The sequence below is a fragment of the Streptomyces sp. NPDC102258 genome (assembly GCF_055584685.1).
The window spans coordinates 173,897-189,993 of sequence record NZ_JBVJLO010000004.1 but is presented as its reverse complement, the minus strand read 5'-3'; the positions used below and the strand labels follow the sequence as shown (position 1 = coordinate 189,993).

The following is a 16,097-nucleotide window of genomic DNA, read 5'->3' as shown; positions in this document are numbered from 1 at the left end:
CTGCGGCACTGCGGGCGCGGGCATCTGAGCTGACGCCTGTTCCATCGCGAGGCTCGATGCCTGAACGCCGCCCCCACATCCGTTACACCAGTCCAGTGCCGAACCGCGGCTGTGCGCCGCGCCGACACAACGAGGTTGCCGTACCTATGCGCCACGCTGAAGGAGCCCGCGGTGAGTGCTGACCCGACGCAGGTGCTCGCCTTCGAGACCGACTGTCACATCTTCGAAGGATGTGGCTTCCCCGGTCCGGGCCTGCACTCGTTCCTCTTCGAGCCGCTGTGGGGCGAAGCCGGCACCACCAGTGCTTACTTCAACAAGCCGATGCTGCTGGCTCTGCTGGGCTCGATCATCATCGTGGGCTTCTTCTGGGCCGCCTTCGGCAAGCCGAAGATGGTTCCGGGCAAGCTCCAGATGGTCGCCGAGGCGGGCTACGACTTCGTCCGCCGCGGCATCGTCTACGAGACGCTGGGCAAGAAGGAGGGCGAGAAGTACGTCCCCCTGATGGTCTCGCTGTTCTTCTTCGTCTGGATCCTGAACGTCTGGTCGATCGTCCCCGTGGCCCAGTTCCCGGTGACCTCGATCATCGCGTACCCGGCCGTGCTGGCCCTGCTGGTCTACGTGGTCTGGATGTCGGTCACCTTCAAGCGCCACGGCTTCGTCGGCGGCCTGAAGAACCTGACCGGCTACGACAAGAGCCTCGGCGGCGTCCTGCCGCTCATCATGGTCATCGAGTTCTTCTCGAACGTCCTGGTGCGCCCGTTCACCCACGCGGTCCGACTGTTCGCGAACATGTTCGCCGGTCACACCCTGCTGCTGCTCTTCACGATCGCCAGCTGGTACCTGCTGAACGGCATCGGCATCGCCTACGCGGGTGTCTCGTTCGTGATGGTCATCGTGATGACCGCCTTCGAGCTCTTCATCCAGGCCGTCCAGGCGTACGTCTTCGTCCTCCTGGCCTGCAGCTTCATCCAGGGCGCGCTCGCCGAGCACCACTGAGCCAGGCCCGCCCCCGCTCAGCCCCCATTCGTCCGGTGGCCAACCCCCACCGGTCCGTGAAAGAGAAGGAAGAACTGGCATGTCCCAGACCCTTGCCGCCGTCACCGGCTCCCTCAGCTCCGTTGGTTACGGTCTCGCGGCCATCGGCCCCGGCGTCGGCGTCGGCATCATCTTCGGTAACGGCACCCAGGCCCTCGCCCGTCAGCCCGAGGCTGCCGGCCTGATCCGCGCCAACCAGATCCTCGGCTTCGCCTTCTGTGAGGCGCTCGCCCTGATCGGTCTGGTCATGCCGTTCGTCTACCCGACCTCCTGATCCTCGGTCTCGACGAACAGCCCATTAGACGAAAGGCACTGATGTGAACCTCCTGGTTCTCGCGGCCGAGACGGAAAACCCGCTCGTCCCGCCGATCCCCGAGCTCGTCATCGGTCTGATCGCCTTCGTCATCGTCTTCGGTTTCCTCGCGAAGAAGCTCCTCCCGAACATCAACAAGGTTCTGGACGAGCGTCGTGAGGCCATCGAGGGCGGTATCGAGAAGGCTGAGGCCGCTCAGACCGAGGCCCAGAGCGTGCTGGAGCAGTACAAGGCCCAGCTCGCCGAAGCCCGGCACGAGGCCGCGCGCCTGCGCCAGGACGCGCTGGAGCAGGGCACTGCGCTCAAGGAAGAACTGCGCGCAGAGGGCCAGCGGCAGCGTGAGGAGATCATCGCTGCCGGCCACGCCCAGATCGCGGCCGACCGCAAGGCCGCCTCTCAGGCGCTGCGTCAGGACGTGGGCAAGCTCGCCACCGACCTGGCCGGAAAGCTCGTCGGCGAGTCCCTTGAGGACCACGCCCGGCAGAGCCGCACCATCGACCGTTTCCTCAGCGAGCTTGAGGAGAAGGCCGAGGCCGCCCGATGAACGGAGCGAGCCGCGAGGCACTGGCCTCCGCACGCGAGCGTCTCGACGCGCTGACGGACAACACGTCCGTCGACGCGGCGAAGCTCGCCGGTGAGCTGGCCGCCGTCACCGCGCTGCTCGACCGTGAGGTCTCGCTGCGTCGGGTCATCACGGACCCGGCGCAGGCCGGCGAGGCCAAGGCCGAGCTGGTCGGCCGACTGCTGTCCGGCCAGGTGGGCGGGGAAACCCTCGACCTGGTGTCCGGCATGGCCCGGTCCCGCTGGTCGCAGTCCCGTGACCTGGTGGACGCGCTGGAGGAGCTGGCGGCCACCGCCGACCTCACGGCGGCCCAGCAGGCCGGCGGTCTGGACGACGTCGAGGACGAGGTCTTCCGCTTCGGCCGCATCGTCGCGTCGAGCACCGCGCTGCGGTCCGCGCTCACCGATCGCGCGGCGACCGCCTCCGCCAAGAGCGAGCTGCTGCGCAGCCTGCTCGACGGCAAGGTGAACGCCGTCACCGAGCGCCTGGTGATCCGTCTTGTCACGCACCCGCGTGGACGTAGCCTGGAAGCGGGACTGGAGTCCCTTTCCAAGCTCGCCGCCGAGCGCCGTGATCGCATGGTCGCCACCGTGACCAGCGCGGTTCCGCTCAGCGACGTGCAGAAGCAGCGTCTCGGAGCGGTGCTGGCCAAGCTGTACGGCCGCCAGATGCACCTGAACCTCGACGTGGACCCCGAGGTCCTCGGCGGGATCTCGGTGCGCGTCGGCGACGAGGTCATCGACGGCACCATCGCGGACCGCCTCGAAGAGGCGTCCCGCCGCATGGCCGGCTGACCAGCCACCAATAGAACAACGCATTCCTAGCGGCCCGGTTGGGCCGTGCAGAACTTGCAGAAGATTCCTGGGGGTCGCCCCCAGACCCCTAAGAAGCTTCAGGCCCAACAAGGAGAGCAGGGAACCCAGATGGCGGAGCTCACGATCCGGCCGGAGGAGATCCGGGACGCACTGGAGAACTTTGTCCAGTCGTACCAGCCGGACGCGGCCTCGCGCGAGGAGGTCGGAACGGTCAGCGTTGCCGGCGACGGCATCGCGAAGGTGGAGGGCCTGCCCTCCGCCATGGCGAACGAGCTGCTGAAGTTCGAGGACGGCACCCTCGGTCTCGCCCTCAACCTCGAGGAGCGCGAGATCGGTGCGATCGTCCTCGGCGAGTTCAGCGGCATCGAGGAGGGCCAGCCGGTGCGGCGCACCGGTGAGGTGCTCTCGGTCGGCGTCGGCGAGGGTTACCTCGGCCGTGTCGTCGACCCGCTCGGCAACCCGATCGACGGTCTCGGCGAGATCGCGACCGAAGGCCGTCGCGCCCTCGAACTGCAGGCCCCGGGCGTCATGGTCCGTAAGTCGGTGCACGAGCCCATGCAGACCGGCTACAAGGCCGTCGACGCCATGGTGCCGATCGGCCGTGGCCAGCGTCAGCTGATCATCGGTGACCGTCAGACCGGCAAGACCGCTCTTGCCGTCGACACGATCATCAACCAGCGCGACAACTGGCGCTCGGGCGACGTGAACAAGCAGGTCCGCTGCATCTACGTCGCCATCGGCCAGAAGGGCTCGACCATCGCGTCCGTTCGCGGCGCCCTGGAAGAGGCCGGCGCGCTCGAATACACGACGATCGTCGCCGCCCCGGCGTCCGACCCGGCCGGCTTCAAGTACCTGGCGCCGTACACCGGTTCCGCCATCGGCCAGCACTGGATGTACGCCGGCAAGCACGTCCTGATCATCTTCGACGACCTGTCGAAGCAGGCCGACGCCTACCGCGCCGTGTCGCTGCTGCTGCGCCGCCCGCCGGGCCGTGAGGCCTACCCGGGCGACGTCTTCTACCTGCACTCGCGTCTCCTGGAGCGCTGCGCGAAGCTCTCCGACGCGATGGGTGCCGGTTCGATGACCGGTCTGCCGATCGTCGAGACCAAGGCGAACGACGTGTCGGCGTTCATCCCGACCAACGTCATCTCCATCACCGACGGCCAGTGCTTCCTGGAGTCCGACCTGTTCAACGCGGGCCAGCGCCCGGCGCTGAACGTCGGTATCTCGGTCTCCCGCGTCGGTGGCTCCGCCCAGCACAAGGCCATGAAGCAGGTCTCCGGCCGACTGCGCGTGGACCTCGCCCAGTACCGCGAGCTGGAGGCGTTCGCCGCCTTCGGTTCCGACTTGGACGCCGCGTCGAAGGCTTCGCTGGAGCGCGGCAAGCGCATGGTCGAGCTGCTGAAGCAGGGCCAGTACCAGCCGATGCCCGTCGAGGAGCAGGTCGTCTCCGTCTGGGCCGGCACCACCGGCAAGATGGACGACGTTCCGGTCAACGACATCCGTCGCTTCGAGTCGGAGCTGCTGGAGCACCTGCGCCGCGAGCGCAAGGACCTCCTCACCTCCATCGCCGACGGCGGCAAGATGTCGGACGACACCCTGACCTCCATCGCCGACGCGATCGCTGCCTTCAAGCAGCAGTTCGAGACCTCGGACGGCAGGCTCCTGGGCGAGGACGCGCCGGCCGTCAACGTCTCCAAGTGACGACGGAAGGGACCTGACTCATGGGAGCGCAGCTCCGGGTCTACAAGCGTCGCATCCGTGCCGTCACGGCGACCAAGAAGATCACCAAGGCGATGGAGATGATCGCCGCCTCGCGCATCGTCAAGGCGCAGCGCAAGGTGGCGGCATCGATGCCGTACGCGACCGAGCTCACCCGTGCGGTGACCGCGGTGGCGACCGGTTCGAACACCAAGCACGCCCTGACCACCGAGGCCGACGCCCCGACCCGCGCCGCGGTCCTGCTCATCACGAGCGACCGCGGTCTGGCCGGCGGCTACTCCTCGAACGCCATCAAGCAGGCGGACCGGCTCACCGAGCGGCTGCGCGCTGAGGGCAAGGACGTCGATGCCTACATCGTCGGCCGCAAGGGCGTCGCCTACTACGGCTTCCGCGAGCGCAAGATCGCGGAGTCGTGGACGGGCTTCACCGACAGCCCGGCCTACGCCGACGCCAAGCGCGTCGCGGCGCCGCTGATCGAGGCCATCCAGACGGACACGGCCGAGGGCGGCGTCGACGAGCTGCACATCGTCTACACGGAATTCGTGTCGATGATGACGCAGAACGCGGTGGACGGCCGGATGCTGCCGCTCAGCCTCGACCAGGTTGCGGACGAGGACGACGCGAAGGGCGAGATCCTTCCGCTGTTCGAGTTCGAGCCGTCGGCGGAGGACGTCCTCGACGCCCTTCTGCCGCGCTACGTCGAGAGCCGTATCTACAACGCACTGCTGCAGTCGGCCGCTTCCGAGCACGCCGCCCGCCGCCGCGCGATGAAGTCGGCGACCGACAACGCCGGAGACCTCATCAAGAGCCTCTCCCGGCTTGCCAACGCGGCCCGCCAGGCCGAAATCACCCAGGAAATCAGCGAGATCGTCGGTGGCGCGAGCGCCATGGCCGACGCGACCGCGGGGAGTGACAAGTAATGACGACCACTGTTGAGACGGCCGCCGCCACGGGCCGCGTCGCCCGGGTCATCGGCCCGGTCGTCGACGTGGAGTTCCCCGTCGACGCGATGCCCGAGATCTACAACGCCCTCAAGGTCCAGGTCGCCGACCCGGCCGAGGACGGCAAGCTCAAGACCCTGACCCTTGAGGTCGCGCAGCACCTGGGTGACGGCCTCGTCCGTACCATCTCGATGCAGCCGACCGACGGTCTGGTGCGCCAGGCCGCGGTGACCGACACGGGCGAGGGCATCACCGTCCCCGTCGGTGACTTCACCAAGGGCAAGGTGTTCAACACCCTGGGTGAGGTGCTCAACTACCCGGAGGCCAACGCCGAGGTCACCGAGCGCTGGCCGATCCACCGCAAGGCCCCGAACTTCGACGAGCTCGAGTCGAAGACCGAGATGTTCGAGACCGGCGTCAAGGTCATCGACCTCCTCACCCCGTACGTCAAGGGTGGAAAGATCGGTCTGTTCGGTGGTGCCGGTGTCGGCAAGACCGTTCTGATCCAGGAAATGATCTACCGCGTCGCCAACAACCACGACGGTGTGTCGGTCTTCGCGGGCGTCGGTGAGCGTACCCGTGAGGGCAACGACCTCATCGAGGAGATGGGCGACTCGGGCGTCATCGACAAGACGGCCCTCGTCTTCGGCCAGATGGACGAGCCCCCGGGCACCCGTCTGCGCGTCGCGCTCGCCGGTCTGACCATGGCGGAGTACTTCCGCGATGTGCAGAAGCAGGACGTGCTGTTCTTCATCGACAACATCTTCCGGTACACCCAGGCGGGTTCCGAGGTGTCGACGCTGCTCGGCCGCATGCCCTCCGCGGTGGGTTACCAGCCGAACCTGGCCGACGAGATGGGTCTCCTCCAGGAGCGCATCACCTCGACCCGTGGTCACTCGATCACCTCGATGCAGGCGATCTACGTCCCCGCGGACGACCTGACCGACCCGGCGCCGGCGACCACCTTCGCCCACCTCGACGCGACGACGGTTCTCTCCCGTCCGATCTCCGAGAAGGGCATCTACCCGGCCGTGGACCCGCTGGACTCGACGTCCCGCATCCTCGACCCGCGGTACATCGCGGCGGACCACTACGCGTGCGCCATGCGCGTCAAGGGGATCCTGCAGAAGTACAAGGACCTCCAGGACATCATCGCGATCCTCGGTATCGACGAGCTGGGCGAGGAGGACAAGCTCGTTGTCCACCGTGCCCGTCGCGTCGAGCGCTTCCTGTCGCAGAACACGCACGTCGCCAAGCAGTTCACCGGCGTCGACGGTTCGGACGTCCCGCTGGAAGAGTCGATCACCGCGTTCAACGCGATCTGTGACGGTGAGTACGACCACTTCCCCGAGCAGGCGTTCTTCATGTGCGGTGGCATCGAGGACCTGAAGGCCAACGCCAAGGAGCTGGGCGTCTCCTGATCGGGCGCGCTCCTCCCGGAGCGCTTCCGGTTCGCTGATTGACGGAGAGGGGCGGGGTGCGTCCCGTCCCTCTCCCCACGCCCATTAGAATTTGACCCAACACCCGGCCGACCCGCCGGGTGGTGACCCGAGGAGCCACCTTGGCTGCTGAGCTGCACGTCGAGCTGGTCGCGGCGGACCGCAATGTCTGGTCCGGCGAGGCCACCCTTGTTGTCGCCCGCACCACGTCCGGCGACATCGGCGTCATGCCCGGTCACCAGCCGCTTCTCGGTGTGCTGGAATCGGGCCCGGTGACCATCCGTACCAGCGAGGGCGGCACTGTCGTCGCCGCGGTGCACGGCGGATTCATCTCGTTCGCGGACAACAAGCTGTCCGTGCTGGCCGAGATCGCCGAGCTCGCGGACGAGATCGACGTCCAGCGGGCGGAGCGGGCACTGGAGCGCGCGAAGTCGGAGGCCGACGCGGCCGCCGAACGTCGCGCCGATGTCCGGCTGCGCGCGGTGACGGGGCACTGAGCTCCGTACCGAAGAGCGTGACACCTCAGCCGCGGTCCGTTCTGGAATTTTCCAGACCGGGTCGCGGCTGAGGCGATGCGGATCCGTTTTTTGTTCTGCGTGATTTCGATGAGCGAGGAGGTCGGTGAAGATGCTCCTCGCTCTGCTTGTGAGCGGCCTGGTCGTAGCCCTGGTGGTGATCGGGCTGTTTGTCTTCGGGCTGCGCCGCAGACTCATCCAGCGCTCCGGCGGGACCTTCGACTGCAGCCTGCGCTGGGCCGTGTCCGAGGAGTCCGACGTCTCCGGCAAGGGCTGGGTGTACGGGGTCGCCCGCTACAGCGGTGACCGGATCGAGTGGTTCCGGGTCTTCTCGTACTCCCCGCGTCCGCGCCGGCTGCTGGAGCGCTCCTCGATCGAGGTGCTCGCCCGGCGCGCGCCCGAGGGCGAGGAGGAGCTGGCCCTGCTGTCCGACGCCATCGTGCTCGGCTGTTCCCACCGCGGGACGCGCCTGGAGCTGGCGATGAGCGAGGACGCGCTGACCGGTTTCCTGGCCTGGCTGGAGGCGGCGCCTCCCGGCCAGCGGGTGAACGTCGCGTAGGACGGCACGTACGAGTAGGCGGAAACGCCGGAGAAGCCGGGGAGACGGGGGCGGACCCGTCTCCCCGGCTTCGTCATGTCACCGGGTCCGTGCGTGGGGTCACTGGAGTCCGGTGTGGATCGCGGCGGCGAGTTCGCCGTTCGCGGTGTCGCCGCTGAACTCCCAGAAGAAGGCGCCCCTGAGGCCCTGCTGCTTGGCCCAGGTCATCTTCCCGGCGATGGTGGCGGGGGTGTCGTAGCTCCACCAGTTGCTGCCGCACTTGGCGTAGGCCGTGCCGGCGATGGTGCCGGTGGTGGGGCAGCTGGTCTTGAGGACCTTGTAGTCCTCGATGCCCTGCTCGTAGGTGCCCGGAGCGGGGCCGGTGGCGGTGCCGCCGGGGGTGGCCTGGGTGACGCCGGTCCAGCCGCGGCCGTAGAAGCCGATGCCGAGGTTGAGCTTGGAGCCGGGGACGCCCTTGCCCTTGAGCTTGGTGATGGCGGCCTCGGAGTTGAAGCCGGCGATCGGGATGCCGGAGTAGGAGGTCAGGGGGGAGTGCGGGGCGGTGGGGCCCTTGGCGTCCCAGGCGCCGAAGAAGTCGTACGTCATGACGTTGTAGAAGTCGACGTACGGGGCGGCGCCCGCGTAGTCGGCGAGGTCGAGCTTGCCGCCGTTGGAGCCGTCGGCGGAGATGGCGGCGGTCACCAGGTTCGATCCGCCGAACTTGGTGCGCAGGGCCGACATCAGGTTCTTGAAGGAGGCGGCGCCGCTGGTGTCGCAGGACAGCCCGCAGGCGTTCGGGTACTCCCAGTCGATGTCGATCCCGTCGAAGACGTCCGCCCAGCGCGGGTCCTCGACCAGGTCGTAGCAGGACTGGGCGAAGGCGGCCGGGTTCTGGGCGGCCTGGCCGAAGCCGCCGGACCAGGTCCAGCCGCCGAAGGAGTAGATGATCTTGATGTTCGGGTACTTGGCCTTCAGCTTGCGCAGCTGGTTGAAGTTTCCGCGCAGCGGCTGGTCCCAGGTGTCGGCGACGCCGTCGACGCTCTGGTCGGCGGTGTAGGCCTTGTCGTAGTCGGCGTAGGAGTCACCGATGGTGCACTTGCCGTTCTGGACGTTGCCGAAGGCGTAGTTGATGTGGGTGATCTTGGCCGCCGTACCGGATGTGACCAGGTTCTTCACGTGGTAGTTGCGCTGGTAGACACCCCAGTCGGTGAAGTAGCCGAGCTTCACCTTGGCGCCCGGGTCGCCGGGGTCGCCGGGGTCGCCCGGATCGGTGCCGCCGCCCGGGGTGGTGACCGAGAGGGTGGCGGAGGAGGGGCCGGTCTGGTCGGCGGTGTCGCGGGCGGTGACCGCGTAGGAGTACGTGGTGCCCTTGGTCAGGCCGGAGTCGGCGAAGGTGGTGCCGGTGACCGTGGCGATCTTGCTGCCGCCCCGGTAGACGTCGTAGTTCTTCACGCCCTTGTCGTCGGTGGCGGCCGGCCGGGACAGGGTGAGCGCGGTCTCGGTGACGCCCGTCGCGGTGGGGGCGCCGGGGGCCGAGGGCGGAGTGTCGGCGGGGGTGGTGCCGCCCTCGCACGAGCCGCCGTTGACCTTGCAGCCGGCAGGGGCGCCGGGGCCCGCGCCGTTGAAGCCGAAACTGGCGGTGGCGCCGGGGGCGAGGGTGCCGTTCCAGCCGACGTTCTTCGCGGTCCAGTGGGTGCCCGAGCTGGTGACGGTGGCGTCCCAGGCGGAGGTGACCGAGGTGCCGGAGGGGTAGTCCCACTCCACGGTCCAGCCGGCGAGGGTGGTGGTGCCGGTGTTCTTCACCGTCCACTTGCCCTCGAAGCCGGAGCCCCAGTCGGAGACCTTGGTGAAGGTGGCGGTGGCGGAGGCGGCGGCCTGCGCGGGACCCGCCAGGCCGACCAGGCCGGCGACGGGCAGGGCGAGGGCGGCCACCGTGGCGGCCAGCCTCCGCAACAGTCGGGTGCGTCGTGGGGGTGCTGTGCTCAAGGGTGCTCCTCCGTAGGTCCGGAGCCGTCGTGGGGCCGACCGCTCCATGGGGGTGGGACCTGCGCCGCCCGTGAGCACGCGGTGCCGGGGCTTCCGGGCCGCCTTCGGAGGCCGCATTCGAGAGCCTTTGACATGGCACGCTCACCACAGTGTTGCGGTGAGATTAGAAAGGTCTGGACCAAGCGTCAAGAGGTCCAGACCTCATCGTCCGCCCTCGACTACCGCTCGCCGCCGGGGACCCACAGGACGTCCCCGGTCTCCTTGTTGGCCGTGCGCGCCAGGATGAAGAGGAGGTCGGAGAGGCGGTTGAGGTAGGTGGCCGTCAGCGGGTTCATGACCTCGCCGTGCACCTCCAGCGCCGCCCACGTCGAGCGCTCGGCGCGCCGGACCACGGTGCAGGCCTGGTGCAGCAGGGCGGCGCCCGGGGTGCCGCCCGGGAGGATGAAGCTGCGCAGCTTCTCCAGTTCCTCGTTGAAGGCGTCGCAGTCCGCCTCCAGCTTGTCGACGTAGAACTGCTCGACGCGCAGCGGCGGGTACTTCGGGTCCGCGACGACCGGCGTGCTCAGGTCGGCGCCCACGTCGAAGAGGTCGTTCTGCACGCGGACCAGGACCTTCACGACCTCCTGCGGCAGCGAGCCCAGCGCGATGGCCGCCCCGATCGCGGCATTCGCCTCGTTGGCGTCGGCGTACGCGGCGATGCGCAGGTCCGTCTTCGGGGTACGGCTCATGTCGCCCAGGGCGGTCGTGCCCTTGTCGCCGGTACGGGTGTAGATACGCGTCAGGTTCACCATGGCGCCAGGGTAGTGCGGGCCAACTGCGGTGGGCCCGCGCACTGCTGGCCCGTCCCGGTGTGATGTCCGTCATCTGAGACGTGACGCGTGTTACTTCGCGGTCACACCGTACGTCGCGGACGCTAGTCTCCGGCGGAGGGGCCATGAGACTGGGGCCGTAAGGGAAACGAGGGGTGTGCAGTGGCTGGGAAGCTCGCCGTCATCGGTGCTGGACTGATGGGTTCCGGGATCGCTCAGGTCTCCGCTCAGGCGGGTTGGGACGTCGTCCTGCGGGACGTCACCGACGCCGCGCTGACCCGCGGCACGGACGGCATCAAGGCCTCGTACGACCGGTTCGTCGCCAAGGGCAAGCTGACGGCCGAGGACGCCGAGGCGGCGCTGGCCCGGATCACCACGACCACCGACCTCGATGCGGTCTCCGACGTGGACATCGTCGTCGAGGCGGTCTTCGAGAAGCTCGAAGTCAAGCACGAGATCTTCCGCACCCTGGACGAGCTGGTGCGCGAGGACGCGGTGCTCGCCTCCAACACCTCCGCCATCCCGATCACCAAGATCGCGGCCGTGACGAAGCGTCCGGAGCGGGTCGTCGGCGCGCACTTCTTCTCGCCCGTCCCGATGATGCAGCTCTGCGAGCTCGTGCGCGGCTACAAGACCAGTGACGAGACCCTCGCCACCACCCGCGCGTTCGCCGAGTCCGTCGGCAAGACCTGCATCGTCGTCAACCGCGACGTCGCCGGTTTCGTGACGACCCGTCTGATCTCCGCGCTGGTCGTCGAGGCCGCCAAGCTCTACGAATCGGGCGTGGCCTCCGCCGAGGACATCGACATCGCCTGCAAGCTGGGCTTCGGCCACGCGATGGGCCCGCTGGCCACCGCGGACCTCACCGGCGTGGACATCCTGCTGCACGCCACCAGCAACATCTACACCGAGTCGCAGGACGAGAAGTTCGCGCCGCCGGAGCTGATGCGCCGCATGGTCGACGCGGGCGACATCGGCCGCAAGAGCGGGCAGGGCTTCTACAAGCACTGAGCACGGACGTTCGAATCTCCGCACCCCCTACGGGGTGAATTAGGTATCGGTTCGCTCACGGTCGGCAACTTCCCCGCCCGCGGGGCAGTCAGTTGCAGTGAGAGTGGCCGGTCACGGATCAGTCGGACCAGACGCACGCGGTACAGCCGGGGAGCACACATGCACATCAGGGGCGACCACGCCGAACTCGCGGTCGGGGGTCGCCTCGACGTGCGCAGCGCGGCGGACGCCCGTACGGTCCTGCACACCGCCCTCGACGACGGCCACGGCGACCTCGTGCTCGACCTGACCGGCCTGGACTCCTGGGACGCGACCGGACTCGGCGTGATCATGGGGGCCCACCGGCGGGCCGGCCGCACCGGCCGCCGGCTGGTGCTGCGCGGGGTGCCCGACCGGATGCAGCGGCTGCTCGTGGCGACCCGGCTGCACCGGATCCTGGCGATCGAGGGCGGCCTGGAAGCGGAGTCCCTGCCCCGGGTGTGAGCGGGGGCGGGCACGGGCGCGGGAAACCGGCTGCGGGCACGGGCGGGAAAACCGGCTGCGGGCGGTCGCCGGGGTCGGCTTTCATGGCCCCATGGTGCCCCTCGACCGACTGCCGGCCTTCGCGGCCATGTCCTGCCTGCTGATCGTGATCCCCGGCCCCAGCGTGCTGTTCGTGGTCGGCCGCGCCCTCGCGCAGGGCCGCCGCGCCGCGCTGACCACGGTCGTCGGCAACACCCTCGGGGCGTACGTACTCGTCGTGGCCGTGGCGCTCGGCGTCGGCGCGGTGGTCGAGCGCTCCGTCCCCGTCTTCACCACGCTGAAGCTGGTCGGCGCCGCGTACCTCGTGTACCTGGGCGTCAAGGCGCTTCGCGGGCGCGGATCCCTGCGGGAGGCCCTCGCCGGGCAGGCCCCGGCCGCGCGCGGCGGCCTGCGGACCCTCGCCGAGGGCTTCGTGGTGGGTGTGTCCAACCCCAAGACCATCGTCTTCTTCGCGGCCGTGCTGCCCCAGTTCGTGGACCGCGCCGCCGGAGACGTCACGCTCCAGATGCTGGAGCTCGGTCTCGTCTTCAACCTCATCGCGCTCGTCTCCGACAGCGCCTGGGGGCTGGTCGCGGCCACCACCCGCGGCTGGTTCGCCGGATCGCCGCGCCGGCTGTCCAGGGTGGGCGGCGCCGGCGGGCTCGCGATGATCGGCCTCGGCGTCACCGTCGCGGTCACCGGACGCAAGGACTGACGGGGCCCCGGGGACGCGGACGGGCCGTCACGTCCCGGGCGAATCCGCAGGAATCGTAACGGTCCGGTGCTGAAGCCACCCCTGCGGTTCCGGCGGGACCGGCCACCGTCTAGGGTTCGGGCGGAAACCGGACCAGTAGCGACAGCGGCGAGCGAAGGCCGGGCGTAATGACGGCGGCGACGGCGCGCGCGACGCGATCGGGGGACTTGGTCATGGACCGTACGGACGGTACACAGGGGCGGCCCGCCTCGGGCGGACAGCCGGTGGACCGGCCCGCGGGCGGCCCGTCCGGGCCCGCGGCCGCGCCGGGAGCTCCCGCCCGCGTCGTGACCCTGACCAGCGGCGACTTCACCCTCACCGTGAACCCCGTCGACGGCAGCGAGATCGAGCCCCTGCGCCCCGGCGACGGCCCGGCCGCGGGCCGTCCCCCCGGCAGGCGCGGCGCCTTCGACCGCGCCGACCGGGACGCCGCCGCCCGGCCCCCCGCCCTTCCCGGGCCGCCCCCGCCCGCGCGGCCGCTGCGGGCGCGCGCCGAGGAGCGGGAGCGGATCGTCCGGCTCCTGGGCCGGGGCCGCTCCGTACGCCTGACCGGACCCGCCGGATCCGGCCGTACCTCCCTGCTCGACGCGGTCGCCGCGGGCTGCGCCGGATTCGCCCCCGACGGCGTCGTCCGGCTCTCGGGCCACGGCGTCCAGCAGCCGGCCGAACTGCTGCACTCCCTGTACGCCACCGTGTACGAGGCCCCCGGCCGCCGTCCCGACCGTACGGAACTCCTCGCGCGGGCCGCCGAGATCGGCGCGATCGTCCTCCTCGACGACCTGGAACTGGGCGGGGCCGCGCTGGACGAACTGCTGCGCGCCACCCCCGAGTGCGCCTACCTGCTGGCCGCCACCCCCGACGCCGCGCCCCCCTCCGAGGAACTCCACCTGGAAGAGGTCTTCCTCGACGGGCTCGGCAAGGCCGACTGCCTGCTGCTGCTCGAAGCCGGCGCGGGCCGGCCGCTGACCGAGGAGGAGACCGCCTGGGCGGGTGACCTGCGGTTCGCCTCGGAGGGGCTGCCGCTGCGCTTCGTGCAGGCCGGCGCCCTGCTGCGGCAGCGCGACGAGCTCAACCGGAGCTCCGCCGAGGACGAGGACGAGGAGCCCGGCGTCTTCGAGGAGCGCCCCCGCGACGCCGCGCCGGTGCCGCTGCCCACCCTCGCCGAGGGCGCGGCCCCCGCGGCACTGCTGGCCTCCCGGGTCAGCGAGTCGGCCCGGGCCGCGCTGCGGATCGCCTGCGCGCTGGGCGGGGAACTCCCGCACCACGCGCACCTGCCCGCGCTGGTCGGGGACACGCACGCCGACTCCGCCGTCGCGGAACTGCTGGGCTGCGGGCTGATCACCGCCGTCGGGCCGCGGTACCGCCTCGCGGAGGGGGTCGCGCGGCAGCTGGAGGAGGCCGGGTACGGGGACACCGCCGCCGAGGAGGCGCGGACCGCCGCCCGGCACTACGCCTGGTGGACCGGGCACGCCTCGGTGACCCCGGAGCGGGTGGCGGCCGACGCAGACGCGGTGCTGGCCGCGCTGGCCGGGGCCGATGTGGTGGCCGCCGTACTCCTGGCCCGCACGGCGGCGCCCGCCTTCGCGGCGTCCCTGCACTGGGAGGCGTGGGAGCGGGTGCTGCGCGCGGGGGCGGAGGCCGCGCGGAAGGCGGGGGAGGTCGCGGAGCAGGCGTACTTCCACCACGAGCTGGGCGTGCTCGCGCTGTGCGAGGGGCGGCTGGAGCGGGCGCGGGCCGAACTGGAGGCCTCCATAGGCCTGCGCGGCGCGCTCGCGGACAAGCGCGGAACGGTGGCGGGGCGGCGGGCCCTGGCCCTGGTCACCGACCGCGAGGCCCTAACGGGCGAGGCGTCCCCGCCGCTGCGGCTGGCTCCGCCGGTGGCTCCGCCGGTTTCTCCGGTGACTCCGCCGGGGCCGGGAACTGCCTCGGGGCCGGCGCTCCCGCCGAAGGCATCGACCCCGCCGGTGGCGCCCGTGTCCCCGACCTCGGCGACGGCGCCCCTTCCGCCGCTCCGGGCGACCGCGCCCCTCCCGTCGCTTCCGGCGACGGCGCCGACTTCCCCGGCCGCGGAGACCGCGCCCCTCCCGTCGCTCCCGACGACCGCACCGACCGCACCGACTTCTCCGGCAGCGGAGACCGCGCCCCTTTCGTCGGTGTCCGGGAAGTCGCCGTTCCCGCCGGTGGCTTCGGCGTCGTCTGGTCCGTCGGCGTCCGGGAATACGCCTTTGCCGCCGGTGGGGCCGACGGCGTCCGGTTCGACGGTGCCCGGGAAGTTGCCCTTCCCGCCGGTGGCTCCGTCCTCGTCTGGTTCGTCGGCGTCCGGGAAGTCGCCGTTCCCGCCGGTGGCTTCGGCGTCGTCTGGTCCGTCGGCATCCGGGAAGACGCCGTTCCCGTCGGTGCCGTCCGCGACGTCGCCGATCCCGGCGGTGAAGCGGGATGCCGCCGCGGCTTCGGGGGCCCCGGAGGCCGTCACGCAGGTGACGCCGGTGATCGGCCTCGGCCAGTCCCAGGCGCCGTCCGTCCCGCCGACGACCCTGTCCCAGATGTTCGGGGACGCCTTCCCGCAGACCCCGCAGACCCCGCGTCCCGCGCCGCTGCCCGGCCGCCCGGGGCCCGAGCCGTCCGGGCGGCGCAAGCCGGTGCTGCTGGCCGCCGCCGGGGCGCTCACGGTGGTGGCGCTCGGTACGGTGATCGGCCTGTCGCTGGGGTCGGGGGACGAGCGTGAGCCCGCCGCCCCCGCCGTCTCCTCGACCCCGGACGCCCCGGCGGCGGTCCCGCCCCAGGTCCCGGGGAACGGCGACGGCTCCGCGCCGCAGCCGGCCACCTCCGGGCCCGCCGCGCCGCCACCCGCCAAGGGGAAGCCCGGACAGCCGACCCCGCCCGCCCACACCCCCGGCCCCTCACGGCCCCCGGAGACCCGGCCCGACGACCCGAAGCCCACGCCGAAGCCGCCGACCGCTCCGTCGTCCCCCCAGCCCCCGGCGTCGCAGCCCCCGACCTTGACGCCGCCGGTCCAGCCCCCGACCGGCCCCCCGCCGGTCACCGACCCCGCGACACCCCCGGCCACGTCGACGACGGCCCAGTCCCCGACGGCCACCCGGCCCCCGACGGCCTCGGCCCCGGCCTAGCCCCGGCCTCCCGGCCCCCCGGTACGAC

15 protein-coding genes are annotated in these 16,097 nt (G+C 70.8%); 13 read left to right on the top strand and 2 right to left on the bottom strand.

Annotation, left to right across the window (positions count from 1 at the left end; genetic code table 11):
• The first annotated feature begins 156 nt into the window (after window positions 1-156).
• The 9 genes from atpB to ACZ6ZT_RS08750 all read left to right on the top strand — a co-directional run bounded on the left by atpB (window position 157) and on the right by ACZ6ZT_RS08750 (window position 7,901).
• Window positions 157-996, top strand: a complete 840-nt coding sequence (gene atpB / locus ACZ6ZT_RS08790) for a F0F1 ATP synthase subunit A (RefSeq protein WP_469717298.1) — start codon at window positions 157-159, stop codon at window positions 994-996.
• Between the two features lie 79 nt (window positions 997-1,075).
• Window positions 1,076-1,309, top strand: coding sequence for an ATP synthase F0 subunit C (atpE, locus tag ACZ6ZT_RS08785; protein WP_079429787.1), 234 nt, complete (start codon window positions 1,076-1,078; stop codon window positions 1,307-1,309).
• 43 nt (window positions 1,310-1,352) lie between these two features.
• Window positions 1,353-1,892, top strand: coding sequence for a F0F1 ATP synthase subunit B (locus ACZ6ZT_RS08780; protein ID WP_351028251.1), 540 nt, complete (start codon window positions 1,353-1,355; stop codon window positions 1,890-1,892).
• Window positions 1,889-2,704, top strand: a complete 816-nt coding sequence (locus tag ACZ6ZT_RS08775; RefSeq protein ID WP_469716867.1) for a F0F1 ATP synthase subunit delta — start codon at window positions 1,889-1,891, stop codon at window positions 2,702-2,704. The genes ACZ6ZT_RS08780 and ACZ6ZT_RS08775 overlap by 4 nt, the downstream gene beginning before the upstream one ends.
• Before the next feature lie 129 nt (window positions 2,705-2,833).
• Complete coding sequence (gene atpA, locus ACZ6ZT_RS08770; protein WP_469716865.1) at window positions 2,834-4,429, top strand: F0F1 ATP synthase subunit alpha; 1,596 nt, start codon at window positions 2,834-2,836, stop codon at window positions 4,427-4,429.
• Between the two features lie 20 nt (window positions 4,430-4,449).
• The gene (locus tag ACZ6ZT_RS08765; protein ID WP_469716864.1) at window positions 4,450-5,367 is read left to right on the top strand and encodes a F0F1 ATP synthase subunit gamma; all 918 of its coding nucleotides are present in this window, start codon (window positions 4,450-4,452) and stop codon (window positions 5,365-5,367) included.
• A complete protein-coding gene (gene atpD, locus ACZ6ZT_RS08760; protein ID WP_469716862.1) occupies window positions 5,367-6,809 on the top strand; it encodes a F0F1 ATP synthase subunit beta in 1,443 nt (480 codons plus the stop codon). Before ACZ6ZT_RS08765 ends, atpD begins: the two co-directional genes overlap by 1 nt.
• A gap of 140 nt (window positions 6,810-6,949) precedes the next feature.
• Window positions 6,950-7,324 carry a F0F1 ATP synthase subunit epsilon gene (locus tag ACZ6ZT_RS08755; protein WP_469716860.1) on the top strand — a complete coding sequence of 125 codons (375 nt, stop codon included), beginning with the start codon at window positions 6,950-6,952 and terminating at the stop codon, window positions 7,322-7,324.
• 130 nt (window positions 7,325-7,454) lie between these two features.
• Window positions 7,455-7,901: a DUF2550 domain-containing protein gene (locus tag ACZ6ZT_RS08750; RefSeq protein ID WP_469716859.1), complete on the top strand. Its 447-nt coding sequence runs from the start codon at window positions 7,455-7,457 to the stop codon at window positions 7,899-7,901.
• A gap of 99 nt (window positions 7,902-8,000) precedes the next feature.
• Here ACZ6ZT_RS08750 and ACZ6ZT_RS08745 read toward each other — a convergent pair whose 3' ends face one another.
• Entirely contained in the window at window positions 8,001-9,914 is a 1,914-nt protein-coding gene (locus ACZ6ZT_RS08745) for a glycosyl hydrolase family 18 protein (protein WP_469716857.1), read from the bottom strand.
• A 170-nt stretch (window positions 9,915-10,084) separates the two neighbouring features.
• Window positions 10,085-10,657 (bottom strand): cob(I)yrinic acid a,c-diamide adenosyltransferase, encoded by a 573-nt coding sequence (locus ACZ6ZT_RS08740; protein WP_469716855.1) that lies wholly within the window; start codon window positions 10,655-10,657, stop codon window positions 10,085-10,087.
• Between the two features lie 180 nt (window positions 10,658-10,837).
• On the opposite strand from ACZ6ZT_RS08740, the gene ACZ6ZT_RS08735 reads away from it, so the two are divergent.
• The 4 genes from ACZ6ZT_RS08735 to ACZ6ZT_RS08720 all read left to right on the top strand — a co-directional run bounded on the left by ACZ6ZT_RS08735 (window position 10,838) and on the right by ACZ6ZT_RS08720 (window position 16,069).
• Complete coding sequence (locus ACZ6ZT_RS08735) at window positions 10,838-11,686, top strand: 3-hydroxyacyl-CoA dehydrogenase family protein (protein WP_469716854.1); 849 nt, start codon at window positions 10,838-10,840, stop codon at window positions 11,684-11,686.
• Between the two features lie 159 nt (window positions 11,687-11,845).
• Window positions 11,846-12,169 carry an STAS domain-containing protein gene (locus ACZ6ZT_RS08730; RefSeq protein ID WP_125603340.1) on the top strand — a complete coding sequence of 108 codons (324 nt, stop codon included), beginning with the start codon at window positions 11,846-11,848 and terminating at the stop codon, window positions 12,167-12,169.
• Between the two features lie 91 nt (window positions 12,170-12,260).
• Entirely contained in the window at window positions 12,261-12,902 is a 642-nt protein-coding gene (locus ACZ6ZT_RS08725) for a LysE family translocator (RefSeq protein WP_469716852.1), read from the top strand.
• Window positions 12,903-13,114: 212 nt separating this feature from the next.
• Window positions 13,115-16,069, top strand: coding sequence for an ATP-binding protein (locus tag ACZ6ZT_RS08720; RefSeq protein ID WP_469716851.1), 2,955 nt, complete (start codon window positions 13,115-13,117; stop codon window positions 16,067-16,069).
• The last annotated feature ends 28 nt before the right edge of the window (window positions 16,070-16,097 follow it).